The organism is Halomarina salina, from assembly GCF_023074835.1.
In the GTDB taxonomy this organism is placed as follows: domain Archaea; phylum Halobacteriota; class Halobacteria; order Halobacteriales; family Haloarculaceae; genus Halomarina; species Halomarina salina.
Map to the genome: position 1 here is coordinate 2,405,580 of NZ_JALLGW010000001.1, position 22,144 is coordinate 2,427,723.

General features: G+C 68.5%; 17 protein-coding genes. 10 read left to right on the top strand and 7 right to left on the bottom strand.

Features of this window, described 5'->3' with window-relative positions; genetic code table 11:
* Positions 1–51 precede the first annotated feature (51 nt).
* Genes MX571_RS12335 through MX571_RS12345 form a run of 3 tightly spaced genes read right to left on the bottom strand, consistent with a single transcriptional unit; the run spans position 52 to position 3,017 of the window.
* A complete protein-coding gene (locus MX571_RS12335; RefSeq protein ID WP_247417102.1) occupies positions 52–1,128 on the bottom strand; it encodes an ABC transporter ATP-binding protein in 1,077 nt (358 codons plus the stop codon).
* Between the two features lie 3 nt (positions 1,129–1,131).
* Positions 1,132–2,046, bottom strand: a complete 915-nt coding sequence (locus MX571_RS22710) for a carbohydrate ABC transporter permease (protein ID WP_247417103.1) — start codon at positions 2,044–2,046, stop codon at positions 1,132–1,134.
* On the bottom strand, positions 2,043–3,017 hold the full coding sequence (locus MX571_RS12345) for a carbohydrate ABC transporter permease (RefSeq protein WP_247417105.1): 975 nt from the start codon (positions 3,015–3,017) through the stop codon (positions 2,043–2,045). The genes MX571_RS22710 and MX571_RS12345 overlap by 4 nt, the downstream gene beginning before the upstream one ends.
* Before the next feature lie 146 nt (positions 3,018–3,163).
* On the opposite strand from MX571_RS12345, the gene MX571_RS12350 reads away from it, so the two are divergent.
* Together MX571_RS12350 and MX571_RS12355 are read left to right on the top strand one after the other, a co-directional pair.
* Entirely contained in the window at positions 3,164–4,360 is a 1,197-nt protein-coding gene (locus MX571_RS12350) for an acyl-CoA dehydrogenase family protein (RefSeq protein WP_247417106.1), read from the top strand.
* 121 nt (positions 4,361–4,481) lie between these two features.
* On the top strand, positions 4,482–5,483 hold the full coding sequence (locus tag MX571_RS12355) for an MBL fold metallo-hydrolase (RefSeq protein WP_247417109.1): 1,002 nt from the start codon (positions 4,482–4,484) through the stop codon (positions 5,481–5,483).
* A gap of 17 nt (positions 5,484–5,500) precedes the next feature.
* On the opposite strand, the gene MX571_RS12360 is transcribed toward MX571_RS12355, so the two are convergent.
* Complete coding sequence (locus MX571_RS12360; RefSeq protein ID WP_247417112.1) at positions 5,501–7,120, bottom strand: class I adenylate-forming enzyme family protein; 1,620 nt, start codon at positions 7,118–7,120, stop codon at positions 5,501–5,503.
* A gap of 350 nt (positions 7,121–7,470) precedes the next feature.
* Between MX571_RS12360 and MX571_RS12365 the strand changes: the two genes are divergently transcribed.
* From MX571_RS12365 to MX571_RS12375, 3 genes are all read left to right on the top strand, one after another.
* The gene (locus MX571_RS12365; protein WP_247417114.1) at positions 7,471–9,534 is read left to right on the top strand and encodes a hydantoinase/oxoprolinase family protein; all 2,064 of its coding nucleotides are present in this window, start codon (positions 7,471–7,473) and stop codon (positions 9,532–9,534) included.
* Positions 9,534–11,333, top strand: coding sequence for a hydantoinase B/oxoprolinase family protein (locus MX571_RS12370; protein ID WP_247417117.1), 1,800 nt, complete (start codon positions 9,534–9,536; stop codon positions 11,331–11,333). The genes MX571_RS12365 and MX571_RS12370 overlap by 1 nt, the downstream gene beginning before the upstream one ends.
* A gap of 178 nt (positions 11,334–11,511) precedes the next feature.
* Positions 11,512–12,102, top strand: coding sequence for an AsnC family transcriptional regulator (locus MX571_RS12375; protein ID WP_247417120.1), 591 nt, complete (start codon positions 11,512–11,514; stop codon positions 12,100–12,102).
* A 58-nt stretch (positions 12,103–12,160) separates the two neighbouring features.
* Here MX571_RS12375 and MX571_RS12380 read toward each other — a convergent pair whose 3' ends face one another.
* Complete coding sequence (locus MX571_RS12380) at positions 12,161–12,358, bottom strand: heavy-metal-associated domain-containing protein (protein WP_368409020.1); 198 nt, start codon at positions 12,356–12,358, stop codon at positions 12,161–12,163.
* A 139-nt stretch (positions 12,359–12,497) separates the two neighbouring features.
* Here MX571_RS12380 and MX571_RS12385 point away from each other — a divergent pair, with 139 nt between their 5' ends.
* From MX571_RS12385 to MX571_RS12400, 4 genes are all read left to right on the top strand, one after another.
* A complete protein-coding gene (locus MX571_RS12385) occupies positions 12,498–15,137 on the top strand; it encodes a heavy metal translocating P-type ATPase (protein WP_247417122.1) in 2,640 nt (879 codons plus the stop codon).
* Between the two features lie 59 nt (positions 15,138–15,196).
* Positions 15,197–15,931, top strand: a complete 735-nt coding sequence (locus MX571_RS12390; protein ID WP_247417127.1) for an ABC transporter ATP-binding protein — start codon at positions 15,197–15,199, stop codon at positions 15,929–15,931.
* A complete protein-coding gene (locus MX571_RS12395; RefSeq protein ID WP_247417128.1) occupies positions 15,928–17,385 on the top strand; it encodes a hypothetical protein in 1,458 nt (485 codons plus the stop codon). Before MX571_RS12390 ends, MX571_RS12395 begins: the two co-directional genes overlap by 4 nt.
* A 735-nt stretch (positions 17,386–18,120) precedes the next feature.
* The gene (locus MX571_RS12400; protein WP_247417130.1) at positions 18,121–18,540 is read left to right on the top strand and encodes a hypothetical protein; all 420 of its coding nucleotides are present in this window, start codon (positions 18,121–18,123) and stop codon (positions 18,538–18,540) included.
* A 3-nt stretch (positions 18,541–18,543) separates the two neighbouring features.
* Here the strand turns inward: MX571_RS12400 and MX571_RS12405 are convergent, their stop codons facing one another.
* Positions 18,544–18,729 (bottom strand): hypothetical protein, encoded by a 186-nt coding sequence (locus MX571_RS12405; RefSeq protein WP_247417131.1) that lies wholly within the window; start codon positions 18,727–18,729, stop codon positions 18,544–18,546.
* A gap of 116 nt (positions 18,730–18,845) precedes the next feature.
* Between MX571_RS12405 and MX571_RS12410 the strand changes: the two genes are divergently transcribed.
* Entirely contained in the window at positions 18,846–20,804 is a 1,959-nt protein-coding gene (locus MX571_RS12410) for a DEAD/DEAH box helicase (protein WP_379751952.1), read from the top strand.
* A gap of 285 nt (positions 20,805–21,089) precedes the next feature.
* Here MX571_RS12410 and MX571_RS12415 read toward each other — a convergent pair whose 3' ends face one another.
* The gene (locus tag MX571_RS12415) at positions 21,090–22,031 is read right to left on the bottom strand and encodes a haloalkane dehalogenase (protein WP_247417134.1); all 942 of its coding nucleotides are present in this window, start codon (positions 22,029–22,031) and stop codon (positions 21,090–21,092) included.
* Positions 22,032–22,144 lie beyond the last annotated feature (113 nt).

Genomic DNA, 22,144 nt, shown 5'->3' on the forward strand with positions numbered 1-22,144 from the left:
ACTCGATACACACTCACCACCGACGGCACCAGAGCGGGAGACCGCAGCAGTTCAGCGGATTCGCAGGCCGCTCTCGGGGTCGAACAGGCGCAGGTGAGAGGACGACGGCTGGAGGCCGTACGTGCGGCCCTCGCCGCGGAACCCCTTCGGGGTGACGACGGTCACGCGTCCCTCTCGCGTGTCGAAGAAGCTGTTCGTCCGGTCGCCGAGCGGTTCGTCGAGCGCGTGTTCGCCTGCGATGCCGTTGCTCGCGTCGTCGGAGACGCTGATGTCCTGCGGGCGGACGCCGACGCGGATGGGGTTCCCGGTGTACTCTCGGAGGCCGTTCCGGGTCGACACCGGCCAGCGGTGCTCGCCGACCGCCACGGCGAGACCGTCGTCCTCCTCGACGACGGTCCCCTCGAACGTCTGCATGGTGGGCTGGCCGATGAACGTCCCGACGAATTCGCTGTCGGGGTCGTCGTACAGCTCCTCGGGCCCGCCGACCTGCGCGATGTGGCCGTCGTTCATCACGACGATACGGTCGGACATCGTCATCGCCTCCTCCTGGTCGTGCGTGACGTAGAGGGTCGGACAGCCGATCTCCTTGGTCACCTCCTCGAACAGCGGCCGGAGGTCGCGTTTCAGCTTGGCGTCGAGGTCGCTCATCGGTTCGTCGAACAGGAACATCGCCGGGTCCCGGACCATCGAGCGACCCAGTGCGACGCGCTGTTGCTGGCCGCCCGAGAGGTCCGTAGGCCGGTTGTCGAGCAGGTCGGTTATCTGGAGCAGGTCGGCCGTCTCCTCGACGCGCTCGTACCGGTCCGCCTTGGCGTAGCCCGCTATCTTCAGCCCGTAGGCCATGTTGTCGCGAACGCTCATGTGCGGGTAGAGCGCGATGTCCTGGAACAGCAACGCCACGTCGCGCTCCTGCGGCGGGAGGTCGGTGACGTCCCGGTCACCGAACAGCAGTGTACCCGAAGTGACCGTCTCCAGCCCCGCGAACATGCGCAGCGTCGTCGTCTTGCCACAGCCGGACGGGCCGACGAGGGTGACGAACTCCCCCTCGTCGATGGTGAGGTTGAAATCCTCGACCGCGACCAGCGAGCCGAACTCCTTGCGAAGGTCTTGTGCGTGAACTTGTACCATGGGTTACAGTGCTCTGATCTCGAAGCCTTTCAGCAGGTACGACTGGAGGAAGAACGCGAACAGCAACGGCGGGACGGTCATCAGCAGGCCGACCGCCATGAAGTCGCCGTAGCCCGTCTCGAACGAGGAGTTCACCAGCCGGAGGATGCCCGGCGGGAACGTCGTCGCGTCGTTCGAGGGCAGGAGGATCTGGGCGAACGTGAAGTCGTTCCACGCCAGGCCGAACGCGAACAGGGCGTTCGCGATGATGGCGGGCTTGGTCTGGGGCAGGATGACGTCGACGAACCCCCGCCAGCGCGGGGCGCCCGCTATCCACGCGGACTCCTCCATCGCCTCGGGGATGGTCTGGATGTACTTCCACATCAGCCACACCGCGAAGGGCATCGACACCGCGGACAGCGCGATGATGAGACCGATGTGCGTGTTCAACAGGCCGGTCCGCCGCCAGATGAGGTAGAGCGGCAGCGCCAGCACGATTGGGCTGAACAGGTAGCCCAGCAACAGGAACCGGGCGAACTGGACCTTCCCGCGGAAGTCGTAGCGCGCCAGGCCGTAGCCGGCGACGAGCGACACCGCGACGACCATCACGATGGTCCCGACGGTGACGATGATGCTGTTGGTGATGTACGTGACGACCGCGCCGTTGTTGATGATGTCGAAGCGTTCGAGCGTGAACGCCTCACCGGACGGGAACCACGTCACCCCCTGGTTGATGGCGAGTCGCGTCTTGAACGCGTTCTGTGCCATCCAGTAGATGGGGAACACCATGACGAACCCGAGCAGCAGTGCACTCCCGACCGTCCCGAACCGGAGGAGGAACCGACGGGCGGCGTACGGGAGTCTCCGGGTGAGTCCGGGGCCGTTCCGTGCGCGCCTGCTGGTCGGGTCGCCCTCCTGGTCGTCGTCGAGGGTGCTCACGTGTCCACCTCCTGACTCGGGTTGAACGCCATGAAGTACGCGATGGCCCCCACCGCGAGGAAGCAGAACATCACGACGGCGATGGCGTTCCCCAGTCCGTAGGCGCTCCCCTGGAACGTCTCGCGGTACGCGAGGATGGGCATGGTGGTCGTCTCGTAGCCCGGTCCGCCCTGCGTCAACTGCCAGATGATATCGTACTTGTTGAACATGAACACCGAGCGCAGCAGGACGGCGACGAGAATCGCGCCCTTGAGTCGGGGGAGCGTGATGTCGCGGAACATCTCCCACGACGTCGCCCCGCAGATCTTCGCCGCCTCGTAGAAGCGGTCCGGGATGGAGCGCAGTTGTGCGAGCGCGAAGATGGTGATGAACACCGAGAACTTCCACGACCCGATGAGGATGACGGCCGGGAGCGCGAGGCTGAACTCGCCTATCAGTGGCAGGTCGGCCCGCGCCGCCCCCAGCACGTAGTTCTCCCACAGGCCGAGGTCCGTCCCGAACTGGTGGACGACGCCGACGAACGGGTCGAGCATGAACAGCGCGATGAGCGTCACGATGATGGTCGGGATGAGGTACGACGTGAACACGAACGTGCTCAGGAGTCGCTGCCCGCGGTCCATGCGGTTGATGACCAGCGCCATCCAGAGCCCGACGGCCAGTTGCACGAGCGTCGACCCGACCATGAAGATGGTCCCGCGCCACATCGACCCCCAGAACCGGTCTAGCTCGAACACCCGCGCGTAGTTCTCGAGCCCGACGAAGGTCCACGCCGGCCGCGTCAGCGGTATCTGGTGAAGCGAAGCCCACAGCGCGAACCCGACGGGCAGGATGGCGATGAGCGTGTAGAGAAACAGGACGGGCAGGATGGTCAGCCCGCCCCAGAAGCCGTCCTCCGAGATGCGGAGTCGCCCGATTCTCACACCGCCCCGGGCGAATCCGCCGTCGTCCCGCACGCGCTCGTCGACGCCCATCTACGTCCTCCACCGAGCACGTGTCGCGTGAACGTTTATCATCGTTAACGGTGAGGCGGATTTCGTCTGACAGCTATTAACTCTTGGCCGAATTCCGCATCCTTCGGAACGCTTATGCGAGCACCTGTCAGGTGTTAGAACACGACATGGACTTCAGCGAACCGGACGAGGCGGTCCAGATCAAGAAGGCGCTCGACGACTTCATCGACCGGGAGGTCGCGCCGCTTGAGAGCGAACACCCGGAGTTCCTCGGCGAGGACTACGAACGCCACATCGTCGACGACGACTACTACCAGGTTCCCGAGTACCGCGAGATTCGCGAGACCATCCGCGAGAAAGCCGTCGAGGCGGGGTTCTACGGCATGGGGATGCCCGAGGAGGTCGGTGGCGGCGGCGTCGACGTTCTCACCAAGGCCATCGTCACCGAGCACCTCGCGAACCGACCGCCGGGGTTCCACAGCGCCATCATGGGGGGCGCGGGGGGACCGACCCCCATCCTGCTGGCGGGCGACGAGGCACAGCGAGAGGAGTACCTCGAACCGCTGATGGCCGGCGAGATTACGACGTGCTTCGCGCTGACCGAACCGGCCCACGGGAGCGACCCGCAGTACATGGACGCCCGTGCCGAGAAGGACGGTGACGAGTGGGTCATCGACGCCAACAAGTACTGGATCACGAACGGTCCCTACGCCGACTTCGCCATGGTGTTCGCCCGTACCAGCGGCGAGGACGGGGAGTACGAGGGCATCACCTGCTTCCTCGTCGACGCCGACGCGGAGGGGTACAGCGTCGAGAAGGTCCACCGGACGATGGGCCTGACGCCGGGCGGCCAGTGCGAACTCCGGTTCGACGGCGTCCGCGTCGGCGAGGACAAGGTGCTCGGTGAGGTCGACCACGGCTTCCAGACCGCGATGAACTGGATCGGTGGGGGGCGCATCAGCATCGCCGCCAACGCCGTCGGCAGTTCGCAGTTCCTGCTCGACCTGGCCGTCGACTACGCCCGCGACCGCGAGACGTTCGGCAAGCCCATCGGCCACCGACAGGGCATCTCGTTCCAGCTGGCCGACCTCGCGACCGACATCGAGCAGACCCGCCACCTGTACCGCTACGCCGCGTGGAAGATGGACAACGACGAGCGCGCCCGCAAGGAGGAGTCGATGGCGAAACTGCGGGGCGCACAGCTCAACAACCAGGCGGCGGACGTGGCGATGCAGGTCCACGGCGGGTCGGGGTTCATGAAGGACCTCCCCATCGAGCGCCAGTACCGCACCGCCCGCGTCCTCCGCATCTTCGAGGGGACCGACGAGATTCAGAAGCGGACCATCGCCCGCGAACTCATCTGAGGAGGACGGTCGTCGGCTGTACCGAATGTGAACGTCCGTTCCCGACATTCCGGCCGCGGTTAACGGTGACGAGAACCGTGGGCAGTGGTAGCGTTAAGTGAGTCGACCCGTTCGGTGGAGTATGGACGGGTCGGGCGAACGAGAGCAGGTCGACGGGGCGTGCGTCACGGTCCACCGCGTCGAGTTCAGTATCGAGTGGCCACCGTGGACCGTCGCGGCGTACCTGATTCCGGGGGACGAACCGATACTCGTCGACGCCGGCGTCCCCGGCGAGACGGGTGAGGCGGAACTCGTCGACGGTCTCGCCGACCACGGCTACGCACCGGACGACCTGGCCCACCTCCTGCTCACGCACCCGCACAGCGACCACCTCGGGCAGGTGCCCGCACTGCGGGAGGCCGGAGTGACGGTGTACGCCGCCCGACAGACGCTCGACCGTCTCCGACGCGACGAAGCGGCCCTCGAAACCGGCGTTCGCGAGACCGCTCGTGCGGTGGGTCTCGACGAGGACACTGCGGAGGCACAGGTCGACCGCGCGCTCGACTCGTTGCGGCGGAACCGCCGACTGCTCCCGCCCGACGAGGTGGATATCGGGTTCGCCTTCGGCGAGTCCGTCGACGTCGGGTCGCGGTCGGTGACGCCGCTGCACACGCCCGGCCACCAGGCCGACCACGCCGCGTTCGCACTCACGCTCGGCGACGAGCGAGTCCTGTTCTCGGGCGACGTACTGGTCGAACCGTTCCGCTCGGCCGCGCTGAACGTGGGCCTCGACAGGGGGGCCGACGACGCGGTGCGCGAGTACTACCGGGCGTACGACGCCCTCGACGGACGACCGTTCGACAGGGTCTACCCCGGCCACGGTCCCGTCTTCGACACTTTCGACGAAGTCCTCGACGCCTCCCGCGAGCGACTGGACGAGATGGTCGCGGACGTCTTCGAGGCAGTCCCCGAGAACGAGGCCGCCTCCGCCGTCGCCGTCACCGAGGCCCGCGGGAAACGCCTCGACCCGCCAGCGGCGTTGCTCGACACCATCGGCGCGCTCGGCTATCTTGCCACGTCGGGACGAATCGTCGTCGACGTGACCGACGGCGTCCGTCGCTACCGTCGCTCGGGTCGAGACTGAGAGCGACGACGCCTGGGTCAGTCCTCACTCTCGGCGACCGTCACTCCGTCGCCGTCCACGAGCTTGAACTTCTGTATCTTCCCGCTGGCCGTTCGCGGGAGTTCGTCGGCGAACACGACCTCGCGGGGGTGTTTGTACTCGGCGACGCGGTCGAGACAGTACTGGACGAGGTCCTCGCTCTCCACGTCGACGCCCGCCTCGACGCCGGGTCTGACGACGACGTACGCTCTGGGCACCTCGTTGCGTCGCTCGTCGGGGACGCCGACGACGGCGGCCTCCGCGACCGCGTCGTGTTCGTGGAGCAGTTCCTCGACCTCGCTCGGGTAGACGTTGTAGCCCGCCGTGACGATCATGTGCTTCTTCCGGTCGACGATCTCGAAGTAGTTGTCCGGGTCGCGGCGCGCGATGTCGCCGGTTCGGAAGAAGCCGTCGTCGGTGAACGCTTCGGCGGTGGCGTCTGGAAGGTCGTGGTAGCCGGCCATCACCTGCGCGCCGCGGACGAGCAGTTCGCCCGTCTCGCCGAGCGGCACCTCTTCGCCCGTCTCGTCGACGATGCGGGCGTCGACCATCCGCAGGGGCTGGCCGATGGTCCCGTGTCGCGGGCCGAACGTCGAGCGCTGTTGGGAGTGGGTCGCGCCGTTCGTCTCCGTCAGGCCGTACCCTTCGGTCATCTCGATACCCGCAGTGTCCTCGAACTCGCGCTGGACCGCGACCGACATCTTCGCACCGCCCTCGGCGGCCTGGACCAGCGAGGAGAGGTCGTGGTCGCCGAAGGACTCGGCGTTGACCATGTCGACGTACATCGCCGTGACGCCGACGAAGTGGGTGATGCCCTCCGTCTCGATGGTCGTCATCGCCTCGCCAGCGTCCCAGTCGGTCGGGTTGCGGAGGTAGAGCGACCCGCCGCTGACGAGCGGTTGCATCGCGGTGTGGGTGAACCCCGTGATGTGGTACAGCGGGAGGTAAAGGAGGCTCTTGACCTCGTCGCCGGCCACCTCGCCGTAGCTGGCGAGGGTCGTGAGCAACTGTGCGCGAAAGTTCCGGTGGGTGAGTCGGACGCCCTTCGGCTGACCGGTCGTCCCCGACGTGTAGGGCAACAGCGCCACGTCGCCGTCTTCGCGGTCGACGGTCACCGGGTCGCCCCGAACCGACCGGAACGCAACGTCGTCGCCCGCGTCGCCGTCCACTTCCGTCGGCGCGTCCTCGCCGCCCGTGTCGACGGTGACGACCACGGGATCGGTGTCGGACTGCTCGATGCCACCCGCGAGGTGGTCGCGGAGCACGGGATGGGTGACGACGGCGTCGACGTCGGCGTCGTCCAACTGGTACGAGAGCTCTCGTGCCTTGTACTGCGGATTGGCGGGCGAGACGACGACGCCCGCACGGAACGCACCGAGCGCCGCGACGAGGTACTGGGGGCAGTTCGGGAGGTAGAGCAACAGGGTGTCGTCGGGTCCGACTCCGAGGTCGTGGAGACCGCCCGCGAACGCCCTCGTTGCCCCCTGCAACTCCTCGTGCGTCATCCGATAGCCAGTCGCCTCGATGGCGAGTGCGTCCCCGTGCGTCCGGACGGTGTCGTCGAACAGGTTCGCCGCGTTCCCCGTTCGCCCGGCCGGGGTCGTGTCAGAGATATGCATGCCAATCGTTACCTGTGGACGGTAATTAATCCTTTTTCGTGCCTGTCGTTCGTCGACCGAGCGGCCCGAACTATCAGCGGAAACCGCAGCCGTCCGTGAGGGCCGCGCGTGACCGACCGCTCGTTCACCGACCTCGAAGCGACCGTCGGCGCGTCGAAGCAGTCTACTGTCTCCGTGCGTCGGTGACCCCTCCCCCGGGGGTGGTTCGACGCTCCCTGGGACGCCGTACCGGAACGCCAATGGTCACATCGTGTGTGCTGTGACCATACGTGACCGAGCAATGAGCGTGGGGTACACGACGGTGGGTGCGGTCGTCGAGCGAACGACCGGAGGGCAGGTGGTACCGTCCGATGAGTGAGCGCACCGGCGCTGGGGACACTCGGGTCGGCGTCGACGTCGGCGGGACGTTCACCGACCTCGTCACGATACGCGACGGCACCGTCAGGGTCCGCAAGACCCCCTCGACGCCCGAATCGCCCGACGAGGGCGTCGTCGCGGGCATCGAGGAGGCGCGAGCGAACGACGGCCTCGACCCCGAACGCGTCGCGTTCTTCGGCCACGGGACGACGGTGGCGACCAACGCCGTCCTCGAAGGGGAGTGGGCGGACACCGCACTCGTGACGACCGCGGGGTTCCGGGACGTGCTCGAAATCGGGCGACAGGCCCGCCCCGACATCTACGACTTTCAGGCCGAGAAGCCGACCCCGGTCGTCGAGCGCGACCGGCGCTACGAGGTGGTCGAACGCCTCGACGAACGCGGCGAAGTACTGACCGACCTCGACGAGGCGAGCGTTCGGTCGCTCGCCGAGGACCTCCAGGCGACGGACGCAGAGAGCGTCGCGGTCTGTCTGCTCCACTCCTTCGAGAACGACGACCACGAGCGCCGGGTGCGGGAGATGCTGGACGACGCAGGCGTCGACGCGGCCACGTCGCTGTCCTGCGAGGTGCTCCCCGAGATACGCGAGTACGAACGGACGCTCGCCACCTCGCTGAACGCCGCGCTCAAACCGGTGATGGACCGCTACATCGGCCGACTGGAGGGGAGCGTCGCCGACCAGGGCGTCCCGGCCGAACTGAAGATTCTCCAGTCGAACGGCGGTATCATCACGGCCGACGTCGCTCGGGAACGGCCGGTCAACACGCTGCTCTCCGGGCCGGCGGGCGGCGTCCAGGGTGCGGCCTACGTCGCGGGCCTGAGCGGCGTCGAGGACATCGTCACGATGGACATGGGCGGGACGTCGTGTGACGTCTCGCTCGTCGAGGGCGGCGACCCGCTCGTCTCGACGGACGTCCACGTCGGCGACTACCCCGTCAGCGTCCCGATGGTCGACGTCCACACGGTCGGCTCGGGTGGCGGCTCTATCGGCTGGCTCGACGCGGGCGGTGCGCTCCGCGTCGGCCCGCGCTCTGCTGGCGCGGACCCCGGTCCGGTCTGCTACGGACGCGGCGGGACCGAGCCGACCATCACCGACGCCCACCTCCTGCTCGGCCGCCTCGACCCGGCTGGCTTCCTCGCCTCGGCCGACGACACGACCGTCGAGGACGTGCGGACGGTCGTCGAAGAGCGCCTCGCCGACCCGCTCGGGACCACCGTCGACGAGGCGGCGCAGGGCATCCTCGACGTGGCCAACGCGAACATGGAGCGCGCGCTGCGGGTCGTCTCGGTCGAGCGCGGCTACGACCCCCGCGAGTTCAGCATCGTGGCGTTCGGCGGTGCCGGGCCGCTCCACGCGACCAGACTCGCCGAGTCGCTGGACGTGCCTCGCGTCGTCGTCCCGCGCACGGCGGGCGTCCTCTCTGCACTCGGGTTGCTCATCAGCGACGTCCTCTACGACTACAGCGTCTCCCGCGTGCGACCGTGGGACGAGGTCGACCACGAGTCGCTCGCCGAGTCGTTCGCCGAGTTCCGCGAGCGCGGTGAGTCGAGACTCGACGAGGAGGGTCTCGTCCCCGAGCGGATGCGGTTCGAGCGCTCGCTCGACCTGCGCTACGCCGGCCAGTCGTTCGAACTGCAGGTACCGGTGCCGGAGGGTGACGTCGACGCGGCGACGCTGGAGACGGTCGTCGAGCGGTTCCACGACCGGCACCGCCAGCGCTACGGCCACGCCTACACCGACGAACCGGTCGAACTGGTCACGATTCGGGTGCGTGCGCGCGGCCTCGTCGAGACGCCGGACCTCAGACCCGCCTCGACGGCGGGGTCGGTCGCCGACGCCCGCCGGGAACGTCGGCCCGTGCTGTTCGACGGCGAGTTCGTCGAGACGCCCGTCTACGACCGCGAGTCCCTGCCCACCGAGTCGTCGTTCGACGGCCCGGCAGTCGTCGAGGGCGCGGGGAGCACGACCGTCGTCAGGCCGGACACCAGCGCGACCGTCGACGAGTACGGCAGCATCGTCGTGGCGGTGAGCGACTGATGGTCGACTCCGTCACGCTGGAAGTCGTCCGGAACGCCTGCGAGGCGCTCTGCGAGGAGATGAACGCCAACCTGATTCGGACCAGCTACTCGCCGAACATCAAGGAGCGGCGGGACTGCTCGTGTGCGCTGTTCGACGGCGACGGCGAGATGATAGCGCAGGCCGAGAACATGCCCGTCCACCTCGGCGCGATGCCGTTCTCCGTCGCGGCGGCGGTCGAGCGGTTCCCGCCCGAGACGCTCGAACCGGGCGACGCCGTCCTGCTCAACGACCCGTACCGCGGCGGCGCGCACCTCCCCGACCTCACGCTCGTCACGCCCATCTTCCACGACGGCGAGGTGGTGGCGTTCGCGGCCAACCGCGCCCACCACGCCGACGTGGGCGGCGCACGCGCGGGCAGCGTCGCCGCCGACTCCACCGAGATATTCCAGGAGGGCATCCGTATCCCGCCGGTGAAGCTGTTCGACGGCGGCGACCCGAACGAGGCCGTCTTCGACATGATTCTCGCAAACGTCCGCACGCCCGACGAGCGTCGTGGCGACCTGCGAGCGCAGGAGGCGGCCAACCAGACCGCCGTCGACCGGTTCGAGGACCTCGTCGGGACGTACGGCTGGGAGACGGTCGCCGAGGTGCTCGGCGAGATTCAGGACTACTCCGAGCGCCGGATGCGCGCCGAGATCGAGGACCTCCCGGACGGTACCTACGCGTTCGAGGACATCCTCGACGACGACGGGCAGGGCAACGAGGACCTGCCCGTACGGGCCGCGGTCACGGTCGACGGCGACTCGGTCACCGTCGACTTCGACGGGACCGCGCCCCAGACCGCGGGTCCCATCAACGCCGTCCTCGCGGTCACCACGTCGGCGACGTACTACGCCATCCGCTGTGTCACCGACCCGACGATACCGCCGAACAGGGGTTGCTATCGGCCCATCACGGTCGACGCACCCGAGGGGACCGTCGTCAACCCGCGGCCCCCCGCGGCGGTCGTCGGCGGGAACCTGGAGACGTCCCAGCGCGTGACCGACGTGGTCCTCGGGGCGTTCGCGGAGGCGGTCCCCGAACGCGTCACGGGCGCGAGTCAGGGGACGATGAACAACGTCACGTTCGGGGGTGTCGACCCTCGCGGGAGTCGGAGTGAGTCCGCCAGCGCGACCGAAGCCGGGACCGAGGAGGCGACGCCCGACGCGGGGTCGCCCTACGCGTTCTACGAGACGCAGGGCGGCGGCTTCGGCGGTCGTGCCGGAAAAGACGGCATGGACGGCGTCCACGTCCACATGAGCAACACGATGAACACGCCCGTCGAGGTGCTGGAGACGGCCTACCCGCTCCGGGTCGACCGCTACGAGTTCCGGCGGGACTCCGGCGGCCCCGGCGAGTTCCGCGGCGGCCTCGGCCTCCGGCGGGACATCACCGTCCGTGACCACACCGCGACGTTCAGCCTGCTCGCCGACCGTCGGACCCACCGGCCCTACGGCGTCGCTGGCGGCGACCCCGGTTCGACCGGGAGCGCGGTCCTCTCCGACGCCGACGGTGAGGAAGAGCCGTTGCCGGGGAAGACGACACGCGACCTCCCGCCGGACTCGACCGTCAGCATCCGGACGCCGGGCGCTGGCGGGTACGGACCGGTCGAAGAGCGCGACCCGGAGGCGGTCCGCCGCGACGTGCGCCGGGGGAAGGTCTCCCCCGAGGCGGCTCGCGAGGACTACGGCGTCGACGTGGACGGCGACGAGCGAGACGGTAACGACGGCGGTGACGCCGAACTCGACGACGGAGAGGACGACGACCGGGCGAGATGAGGGCGCTGCAGAACTCCGGGTAGACGGGAGATAGAGGCGGGCAGAGACCGTCTGCCGAGAACTGGAACGACCGATGGATCGACCGTCGAGTCGGCGAACGGTTCCTCGACGGCGAATGGTTCGAAACCAAACCGAACGGGCCGAAACACTGTTGATGCCAAAGCCAGTACGAGCGAGTATGCCCGACCTCGACGACACCGACCGGACCATCCTGCGACTCCTGGTCGAGGACGGTCGGAGGCCCTACAGCGAGATAGCAGACGTGGTGGACCTCTCGCCGCCGGCCGTGTCCGACCGCGTCTCTCGCCTGCGTGACTGGGGTATCGTCCGTCGGTTCACCGCGGACGTCGACCGGTCGAAACTCCGCGACGGCGTCTCTGTGCTCGCCACGCTGGACCTCGAACCCAACGCCGTCGAGACGACCCGCGCCGCACTCGTCGGTGACGAGGCCGTCGAACACGTCTTCACGACGGCCGAGGGGTCGCTGGTCGTCACGCTCCGCGTCCCGGACAACGACGTCCGCAACTACCTCGCGGAGACCATCGACTTCGGCGCGGTGCGGTCGCTGGACGTCTCGCTGCTCACCGCGTCGTCGTGGTCGCCGGGCATCGGCGCGGCGGAGTTCGCCCCCGAGTGCGCGGAGTGTGGCAACACGGTCACCGCCGAAGGCGATACGCTGACGCTCGGCGAGGACACCTACCACTTCTGCTGTTCGTCGTGTGCGGGGCGGTTCGAGAAGCGGTACGAGGAACTGGAGGCGGGGACGTAAGAACGGGTGGATAGGAGGAGGAACAGACGCTAGGGCGGCCGAGCGGCCGTCGTGGGGCCTACGCGCTCGCCTCGTAACCAGCGTCCTCGACCGCGGCGACGAGGTCGTCCAACTCGGCATCGCCGTCGACGGTCGCCGTTCCCTCGCTCTCGTCGGCGGTCGCGGAGTCGACGCCCGAGACCGATTCGAGCGCGTCCTCCACGCTCTGTTCACAGTGACCGCAACTCATCCCGGAGACGGAGAGTGTCGTCGTCACGAGTGGCCCTACTAGCCCGTCGAACTTGAGTCTTGGCCATCGAGTTCGCCGAATAGCTTTCGGAGTCAAAGTCAGCGACCAGGATGGCGACGTATTCGAAGGCACAACCCGGTTGAATAGCGAGCACGTAACTTTAGACATGAGCTACCGCCGGGAACGCCTCGCGATAACCGGGATGAGCTGTGCGAACTGCTCGTCGACGGTGACCGAGGCACTCGAATCGCTGGAGGGGGTACGGGAGGCGAACGTCAACTTCGCCACCGACGAGGGGACGGTGGAGTACGACCCCGAGGTCACGACGCTCGCTGCTATCTACGACGCTATCGACGACGCGGGGTACGGAGCCGTCGACGACACGCTCGCCATCACCGTGACGGACATGTCCTGTGCGAACTGCTCGCAGACCGTCGGCGAGTCGCTGCTGGACACGCCGGGCGTTATATCGGCGGACGTCAACTTCGCCACCGACGAGGGTCGCGTCCGGTACAACCCGGAGGAGGCGACGCGCTCGGACCTCTACGACGCCGTCGAGCGGGCCGGGTACTCGCCGGTCCGGGACGACGCCGACGGCGATACGGAGGCCGGTGAGGGCAGCGGCGACGGCGAGAGCCGGGCCGACGCCGCCCGCCGCGAGGAGCTGCACCGCCAGCGGAACCTCGTGCTGTTCGGGACGGCCCTGTCCCTGCCGCTGCTCGCGATGATGGTCGTCGAACTGCTCGCGCCCGGGACGCTCCCCGAGACGATTCCGGGAACCGACCTCGCGATGGGGTGGGTCGCGTTCGCGCTGGCGACGCCCGTCCAGGTCGTCCTCGGCCGCGAGTTCTACGTCAACTCCTACAAGGCGGTCGTCAGGAACCGCACGGCGAACATGGACGTGCTCATCGCACTCGGCTCCTCGACGGCGTACCTCTACTCCGTCGCGGCGCTGGCGGGACTCATCGCGCAGGCGGGCCTCTACTTCGACACCGCCGCGCTCATCCTCGTGTTCATCACGCTGGGCAACTACCTCGAAGCCCGTTCGAAGAGCCAGGCCGGTGCTGCGCTGAAGCACCTGCTCGAACTGGAGGCCGACACGGCGACCGCCGTCGACTACTCCGAGGAGTCGGGAGCCACCGACGAGCGGGAGGTCCCACTCGACGAGGTGGAGGCGGGCGACCACCTGAAGGTCCGGCCCGGGGAGAAGGTGCCGACCGACGGCGTCGTCGTCGAGGGCGAGTCGGCCGTCGACGAGTCGATGGTCACCGGCGAGTCGGTCCCCGTCGAGAAGTCCCCGGGCGACGACGTGGTCGGGGCGACGGTCAACCAGAACGGCGCGCTCGTCGTCCGCGCGACGAAGGTCGGCCGGGACACGGCGCTCCAGCAGATCGTCGCGCAGGTCCGCGAGGCCCAGTCCCGACAGCCCGACATCCAGCGCGTCGCCGACCGCATCAGCGCCTACTTCGTCCCCGCCGTCATCCTGAACGCGCTGTTCTGGGCCGCGGTGTGGTTCCTCTTCCCCGAGGCGCTCGCCGGCTTCGTCGGCGCGCTCCCGATGTGGGGACTGGTCGCCGGTGGCCCCGCGGCCGCGGGCGGCACCATCTCCGTGTTCGAGTTCTCCGTCGTCGTCTTCGCGAGCGCGGTGCTCATCGCCTGTCCCTGTGCGCTGGGGCTGGCCACGCCCGCCGCGACGATGGTCGGGACCACCATCGGCGCGCAGAACGGCGTCCTGTTCGAGGGCGGCGACGTGCTCGAACGCGTCCGCGACGTCGACACCGTCGTCTTCGACAAGACGGGGACGCTCACCAACGGCGAGATGGAACTCACCGACGTGGTGAGCGTCGGCCCGCGCGCCGACGGCGGCGAACTCCAGTACGACGAGGAGTCGCTCGACGAGGACGGCGTGCTCCGCCTCGCAGCCAGCGCCGAACGAGACAGCGAACACCCGCTCGCACGGGCCATCGTCGAGGGTGCCGAGGAGCGCGGTCTCGACCTCGTCTCGCCCGAATCGTTCGAGAACGTCCCCGGTCAGGGCGTCCGCGCCACCGTCGATGGCCGCGAGGTGCTGGTCGGGAACCGGACGCTCCTCTCGGAGGCCGATGTCGACGTCGGTCCCGCGGAGGAGACCGCAGAGCGCCTCGAATCGGAGGGGAAGACGGCGATGTTCGTCGCGAGCGCGCCGACGGGCACGAGCGAGGGCGAGGTCGTCGGCGTCCTCGCCAACGCCGACACGGTGAAGGCCACCTCGGCGGAGGCGGTGCGAACGCTCCGCGAGCGCGGAACCGACGTCTGGCTCATCACCGGCGACAACGAGCGGACGGCCCGCGCGGTGGCCGAGGAGGTAGGCATCGACCCCGAGAACGTCCGTGCCGAGGTGCTCCCCGGCGACAAGGCCGACGCCGTCTCGGACATCCAGTCCGACGGCCGCAAGGCGATGATGGTCGGCGACGGCGTCAACGACGCGCCCGCGCTGGCCGCCGCGTTCGTCGGCGTCGCCATCGGGTCGGGCACCGACGTCGCCATCGAGGCGGCCGACGTGACGCTGATGCGCGACGACCCGGTGGACGTGGTCCGCGCCACCCGTATCTCCGAGGGGACGCTCGCCAAGATCAAGCAGAACCTGTTCTGGGCGCTGGGCTACAACACGGCGATGATCCCGCTCGCCTCGCTCGGCCTGCTCCAGCCGGTGCTCGCGGCGGGTGCGATGGCGTTCTCCAGCGTGAGCGTGCTCACGAACAGCCTGCTGTTCCGGAGCTACGACCCCGACGATGACTACCGACTGCTCGGGTTCCTGCGCAGGTAGCAGTCGTCCCGAATCTCACCGTTGCAAAGATTCAACAGGTCCCGGTCGATGAACGACACATGGACGAGAACGAATCGCCCGCCGTCGTCGTCGACGGCGTCAGCAAACGATACGGTGACGTCGTCGCGCTGGACGGACTCTCGCTGACCGTCGGCCGCGGCGAACTGTTCGGCTTCCTCGGCGCGAACGGCGCGGGGAAGACGACGACCATCAAACTCCTGACGGGTCAACGAACCCCCGACGAGGGGTCGGTGTCGGTGCTGGGTCGGGACCCGAGCGCGGACCCCGTCGAGACGCGACGCCACCTCGGCGTCCTCCCCGAACGCGAGGACCCGCCGAGCTTCATGACGCCCCGCGAGTACTTCGCGTTCGTCGGCCGCGTCCGCGACATCGACGACGAGACGCTCGCCGCGCGAATCGACGGGTGGACGACCCGGTTCGCTTTCCGCGAGCAACTCGACACGCTCTGTACCGACCTCTCGCGCGGTCAGCGTCAGAAGGTGATGATAACCGCCTCGTTCCTCCACGAACCCGACCTCGTCTTCATCGACGAACCGCTCGCGAACCTCGACCCGGTGATGCAGGAGCGCCTGAAACGGTTCCTCGTCGAGTACACACGCGAGGACAACACCGTCTTCCTCTCGACCCACCACATCGACGTCGCCGAGGAGATCTGCACGCGCGTCGGTATCCTCCGCGATGGCCGACTCGCGGAGGACCGGCGACCTGCGTCGGACGATGACGACGACGAGCGACTGCTCGACGCGTTCCTCGACGGGGTGGCGGTCCAGTGAGCAGCGGTCGGGCCGACGACGTCCTCCCTGGTGGCTTCCGGTCGGAGAGCCTGCTCCGGGCGCTGTTCCGCGAGGAGTGGCGACTCCACGCCGACCTGTTCGGCGGGAAGCGATTCGCCGCGTTCCCGGCGTTCGTGGCCGTCCTGAGCGCGGCGGCGCTGTACGGGCTCCAGGCGGTCGGCACGCCGCTCGGCGACACGCTGGCGGGCCTCCACGCGCTCGTGTTCGTCTTCGGCCTCCAGACGGGTGCCATCGGCTTCGTCAGTTCGGACGCGCTCGACAGCCTGCTCGGGGACGTGACGCTCCTGCTCTCGTCGAGTCGCACGCTGCCGGTCTCCGAACGGCGCCTCTACGCGCTGTTCCTCGTGAAGGACGCGCTCTACTACTCGCTGCTGTTCCTCGCGCCGCTGGCACTCGCCGCCGCTGGCGTCGGCGTCGCGACCGGTCGGACCGACCTGCTCGTCCGCTCGCCGCTCCTGTTCGTCTCGCTCGCGGGCACGTTCGCGCTCGGACTGTCGACGACGCTCGTCGGCATCGGACTCGCGCGCCGCGGCGTCGTCGGGAAGGCCGTGCTCGCGCTCGCCACCGCAGGAGTCGCTGGCGCGCTCTGGTTCGACCTCCCGCTGGTCGCGTACTCGCCGTACGGCGTGTTCGCGGTGTTCGACCCGCTCCGGGCGGTCGCCGCGCTGTTCGCCGTGCTCGTCGCTGGCCTCCTCGGCTGGCTGCTGTTCGACCCGAACGACGAGCGGCAGGCGCGCACCGCGACCGACCGGTTCGACGCGCTCTCGGCGCGACTCGGTGACCCGCTCGCCGCCCGGTCGCTGCTCGAACTCCACCGGTCGGGCGGGGGCGTCGCGAAGGTGGTCGTCTCGACGGCGCTCGTCGCCGGCGTCGCCGTCGCACTGCTCGAACTCGTCGGTCGCGTCGTCGGCGAACCGCCCGCACCACCGGTCGCACTCGGTGCCATCCTCGCGCTGACGGCGTTCACGACGTACAACTGGCTGACGCAGTTCGACTCGCTGGCGGAGTACCGGACGCTCCCGCTCTCCGTCGCCGACGTGTTCCGGGCGAAGGCGCGCGGGTTCGCGCTGTTGCTCCCCGTCGGCGGTGCCGGCTACCTCGTCACGGCGCTGTACGTCGGCGGCACGCCCGTCGAACTGCTCGTCGGCGGCGTGCTGTTCTGCGGCGTCTCCGCGTACCTGTTCGGCCTGACGGTGCTGCTGGCCGGCGTCGAACCCAACGAGTTCCTGTTCGACACGGTGCTGTTCGCGGCGTTCACGCTCGCGGTGGTCGTGGCGCTCGTCCCAGTGCTGGTCGCGGGACTCGTCCTCCCGCTATCGGCGACGCTCGCTGGCGGTATCGTGGCCGAGTCCGTCCTCCTGGCGGTGGTCGGCCTCGCGGCGCTTCGGCGCGCGGCACCGCGCTGGGAGGCGCGACTGCTCCACGACGCGTAGCCGCGGCGGTCGCACGCGTGGACGTCCCACTACAGTCACTCGCCTTGCGGACACCGACCTGACGAGTCCCTACTGCTGACTCTCATCTGACGGCGAATCCACCTGCGGACTGCGGGCAGTACAGCGTCGTTTCGGCTGTTCTCGTGTACTGTCGCCACTGTCGTTTCGACCGTTCGCCAGCGAAACGTTCGGAGAAGAGGCGGTCTACTCGTCGTACATCGGGCCGACGTCGGGCAGCGCAGAGCGACGGCGGGCGAGGAAGCGCAGGGCCCGCTGCATCTCGCCGTAGTCGGGCATCCGGGAGTCGCGCGTCGCGTTCATGGCCACTCACCTGCGAGTACGACCTGCTGGCGATGGTCGCCACCCATTGCGATGGACGTTGCGGTCATATTATTTCAGGACAACGTGTCGAGGGGTCTTTGTTATGCCTGCCTATGCAATCGGGTAGCATCGACCTAACCGGGTCTCACAGCCGATAACGACGGTCTGACCGGCGCTCCGGCGGAGTAGATCGGAGGCGTTGTTAGTCGCCAGGCAACCCGGCGGACCCGTCGAGGAACTCCGGCCGGTCGGGCCGGGAAACGGGCGGCAGGTCGGCCGGGAAATCCGATGTTCGCCAACTACTGACCAGTCGTGTCACCGAACAAAGTGTGTCCGGCGACGATACGTTTATGCGTGCCCGAACCCGTCGTGTGTGCGTATGGCACGACTGGCCGCGACCGGGGTGACGTTCGGATGACGTGGTACACGTTCGTCCGCCCGTACCTCCGTCCGCTGGGCATCTCCATCGTGGGACTCCACGCGACGTTCGCCACCCTCGGCGCGGTGGCGACGGAGTCGGTGTTCACGCTGGGGGCGCTCGTCCTCACGCTCGTCCTGGCGGGAGCGGTCGGACTCCACGCGCACGGGCGGGGACCGCTGGTGCCGACGGTGCTCGGTGCGGGCTACACGCTCGCGGCGGCGTTCGCGGTCACGCTCGCGGTCCCCCTCGGTGCGCTGGGTCCGATGCCGGCGGACGCGTTCGCCTCGCTGTCGTGGCGGACCGTCGCCTCGGTGGTGTTCTTCGCGCTGTTCGCCGGGGCACCGTGCTACGCGCTCGCGGCGCTCTCGCTGGTCGGTGGACGGCCGAACCCGATGCTGATAGAGGTCGACTGACGGTCAGTCGTCCGACGGCACCGAGTCGTCGAGAAGGGAGTCGCTCTCCGGGTCTTCGCCAAGCAACGAGTCGAAGTCGAGTTCCTCGTCGGAATCGAGCGCATCGCGTTCGCGGTCGTACAGGTCCTCTCTGAGCTGATGGCGCTTGCCACGGCCTTTGCGCTCACGACCACGTTTCGTGTCTGGCATACTCTCACATACCACACCTACTGTCTTGAAGCTTGTCCCCACGCGACCAGTTCGCACAGGAGACGGGGGCCGACCCGTTCCGTGACGTAACGGGTTTGAGCAGCCCCGACCAACGGCTGGTAGTGACAGACGAGTCGCCCTCGCCCTCGCTCTCGCTCGACGAGTTCCAGTCCGCCCTCCAGCGTCTCGGTCGGTCGGTCGTGACGGCGAGTCAGGTCGCGCGCGTCCTCGAGTGCTCCCACGCCGAGGCCAGCGAGCGACTCGCCGCACTCGCCGACGCGGGCCGCATCGCCAGTGCGGACGTCTCCGACGACCCGGTGGTCTGGTATCCGCTCGACATCGAGGCGCTCTCTTCCCGAGAACACCGTATCCTCTTCCCCGAACGGCGGGAGGTGGTCGTCGAACACCCCCGGCAGTTCACCCGCGCGCAACTCGCGCAGTTCGCCCACCTCGTCGACTCCTCGGGCGACGCCTACATCTACCGCATCCGCGAGGAGGACGTCTGGCAGGCCCCCTACGACCACCTGGAGGACCTCCTGCGGACGATGCGCGACGTCCTCCCAGAGCGGTCGCCGCACCTCGAAGAGTGGGTCGAGCGCCAGTGGGGACGGGCGCACAAGTTCACGCTCGCGACCCACGAGGACGGCTACACGGTTCTCAGGGCGGCCAGCGACGACCTGATGGGCAACGTCGCACTCCAGAGACTCGACCAGGGCGAGCACGTCCGCGCGCCCATCAGCGACTCCGAGGTGTGGGTCGCCTCCGAGCGCGTCGGCGAGATAAAGCGCATCCTCTACGACGCGGGCTATCCGGTCCAGGACGACCGGGAACTGGAGTCCGGCGACCCGCTCGACATCGAGGTGGAACTCGACCTCCGGGAGTACCAGCGGTCGTGGGTCGAGCGCTTCGAGTCCGCACACTCGGGCGTCTTCGTCGGCCCGCCCGGCAGCGGCAAGACCGTCGCCGCGATGGGCGCGATGGCGGCCGTCGGCGGCGAGACGCTCGTCCTCGTCCCGTCGCGTGACCTCGCCGGACAGTGGCACGAGGAACTGCTCACCCACACGTCCCTCTCGCGCGACCAGATCGGCGAGTATCACGGCGGCGAGAAGAACATCCGTCCGGTCACCGTCGCGACCTACCAGACCGCCGGGATGGACCGCCACCGGTCGCTGTTCGACGACCGCGAGTGGGGGCTCATCGTCTACGACGAGGTCCACCACGTCCCCTCGAACGTGTTTCGTCGGAGCGCGGACCTGCAGGCGAAACACCGGCTCGGCCTCTCGGCGACGCCCATCCGGGAGGACGACCGCGAGGCCGACATCTTCACGCTCATCGGCCCGCCCATCGGGACGGACTGGGCGGCGCTGTTCGACGCCGGGTTCGTCGCCGAACCGGAAGTGGAGATTCGCTACGTCCCGTGGGCCGACGAGTACGCCCGCAACGAGTACGTCTCCAGTCACGGCCACGAGCGCCGGCAGGTCGCCGCGACGAACCCGGCCAAGGTCGAGGCGGTGCGGACGCTCCTCGAGGACCACGTCGGGTCGAAGGTGCTGATATTCGCCGACTACCTCGACCAGGGCGAGGCGCTTTCGAAGGCGCTCGACCTGCCGTTCGTCTCCGGCGAGATGCGCCACCGCCGTCGGCAGGTGCTGTTCGACGAGTTCCGTACCGACCGGCGAGACACCCTCATCATCTCCCGGGTCGGCGACGAGGGCATCGACCTGCCGAACGCCGAGGTGGCCATCGTCGCCTCGGGACTGGGCGGCTCCCGACGACAGGGTGCACAGCGTGCGGGGCGGACGATGCGCCCGGTGGGGAGCGCGCTGATGTACGTCCTCGCCACGCGCGGGACGAACGAGGAGGACTTCGCCCGCCAGCAGTTGCGCCATCTCGCCGGGAAGGGCATTCGAGTGACGGAACGCGACGCCCCGCAGGTCGAACCGGTGGTCGACCCGAGCGAGGAGGACGCCCAGGGGAGCGACGAGGACGCGCCGACGGACGGCATCGGCGGCACCGACACCTCCGACGAGACGGACACCTCCGACACCCCGACGGACGGCGACGGAGACGAGTGACGTCGGCAGTCGGGGCAAGAGTAATACGTGTCGCTCGTGACCCGACAGATGCACCCGCTAGTGCTCCTCTCACGCGAGACTGGATGGGTGTATGCGGTGACTGCGTTCGGTGAGTGCCGTGCGGCGAGCGTTCGCGCGCGCTGCGGTCCGTTGTGGGCGGATCTGGTGCTCATCCGCACACCGTGCTCTCGACTCCTGGAGCGGTCGCTCCGTCACGAGACCGACACCGAAGGGTAGTCGGTTCCGCACGTGCCCGTCGCTGGGGGTCGCCCTGTCGCCGGGCGCTCAGGTCCGGTCGACGAACGCGAGAATCTCCTCCGCTATCTCCTCGCCCGCGTCCTCCTGCAGGAAGTGTGCAGCGTCCTCGACCCAGATGTCGGGTTGCTCGCTCGCCGTCGGAATGAGTTCCCGCAAGGGGTCGCGAGCGCCCCCGGTGATGGGGTCGGAGTCTGCGAAGAGGACGAACGCGGGTTTCTCCCACTCCTGCAGCAGTTCGTGCGCTTCGGTCGTCAGTTCTGCACCGTCGCCGCCGTCCTTCCGCGGGACCATGTCGGGCCACGCGTAGGCTCCCGCTTTCGACGCCTCGTCGGGGAACGGTGCCTCGTACGCGGCGAGTTCCTCGTCGGAGAGTTCGGTCGCCGTGGCGTTCTGGATGAGCATCCCCACGGGCAGTTCGTCGACGCGCTCGACGAAGTCCCGGAACTGGTGCCACTCCTCGGCCATCTCGGTGTCGTCGGTCGGCACGAACGTGTTCATCGCCACGAGGCGGGCGAACCGGTCGGGTTCGAACGCCGCGTAGGTCAACCCGACGATACCGCCCCAGTCCTGACAGACGAGGGTGACGTCCTGCAGGTCGAGTTCCTCGACGAACTCCGCGAGCGTGTCGTAGTGCAACCGGAAGCTGTAGTCCTCGCGTTCGGTCAGCTTCTCCGAGCGACCGAACCCGATGAAGTCGGGGACGACGACGCGGCCACGCTCGGCGAGCGCCGGGATCATCTTCCGGTAGAGGTAGCCCCACGTCGGTTCGCCGTGGAGCAGGAGGAACGTCTCCTCGCTGTCCGCGTCGCCGGACCCCGTCCGGTCGCCAGCGAGGTCGTTCGACCCCGCGCTGTCGCCCTCGTCGACGTACGCCATCTCCAGAGAATCACCCACCGAGACGCTGTGGCGCTCGTAGTCGAACTCCGGTAGTCCCTCGAACCGTTCCTCGGGCGTCGTGGTTCGTCCCATGGCCCACCCGTCGGCGGGATACGGTAAGGCGATTGTGGCGCACACGCCTGCAACGAGTTCCTGACCGCCGGGCGAGGGCGCGATACTGTACCGTGTGCCGGTTGTGACGGGGT

What these genes read in the sequence shown, in the direction of transcription:
- MX571_RS12335 (WP_247417102.1), bottom strand. Translation starts at nt 1,128, where the DNA reads ATGGTACAAGTTCACGCACAAGACCTTCGCAAGGAGTTCGGCTCGCTG.
- MX571_RS12345 (WP_247417105.1), bottom strand. Translation starts at nt 3,017, where the DNA reads ATGGGCGTCGACGAGCGCGTGCGGGACGACGGCGGATTCGCCCGGGGC.
- MX571_RS12350 (WP_247417106.1), top strand. Translation starts at nt 3,164, where the DNA reads ATGGACTTCAGCGAACCGGACGAGGCGGTCCAGATCAAGAAGGCGCTC.
- MX571_RS12355 (WP_247417109.1), top strand. Translation starts at nt 4,482, where the DNA reads ATGGACGGGTCGGGCGAACGAGAGCAGGTCGACGGGGCGTGCGTCACG.
- MX571_RS12360 (WP_247417112.1), bottom strand. Translation starts at nt 7,120, where the DNA reads ATGCATATCTCTGACACGACCCCGGCCGGGCGAACGGGGAACGCGGCG.
- MX571_RS12365 (WP_247417114.1), top strand. Translation starts at nt 7,471, where the DNA reads ATGAGTGAGCGCACCGGCGCTGGGGACACTCGGGTCGGCGTCGACGTC.
- MX571_RS12370 (WP_247417117.1), top strand. Translation starts at nt 9,534, where the DNA reads ATGGTCGACTCCGTCACGCTGGAAGTCGTCCGGAACGCCTGCGAGGCG.
- MX571_RS12375 (WP_247417120.1), top strand. Translation starts at nt 11,512, where the DNA reads ATGCCCGACCTCGACGACACCGACCGGACCATCCTGCGACTCCTGGTC.
- MX571_RS12385 (WP_247417122.1), top strand. Translation starts at nt 12,498, where the DNA reads ATGAGCTACCGCCGGGAACGCCTCGCGATAACCGGGATGAGCTGTGCG.
- MX571_RS12390 (WP_247417127.1), top strand. Translation starts at nt 15,197, where the DNA reads ATGGACGAGAACGAATCGCCCGCCGTCGTCGTCGACGGCGTCAGCAAA.
- MX571_RS12400 (WP_247417130.1), top strand. Translation starts at nt 18,121, where the DNA reads ATGACGTGGTACACGTTCGTCCGCCCGTACCTCCGTCCGCTGGGCATC.
- MX571_RS12405 (WP_247417131.1), bottom strand. Translation starts at nt 18,729, where the DNA reads ATGCCAGACACGAAACGTGGTCGTGAGCGCAAAGGCCGTGGCAAGCGC.
- MX571_RS12415 (WP_247417134.1), bottom strand. Translation starts at nt 22,031, where the DNA reads ATGGGACGAACCACGACGCCCGAGGAACGGTTCGAGGGACTACCGGAG.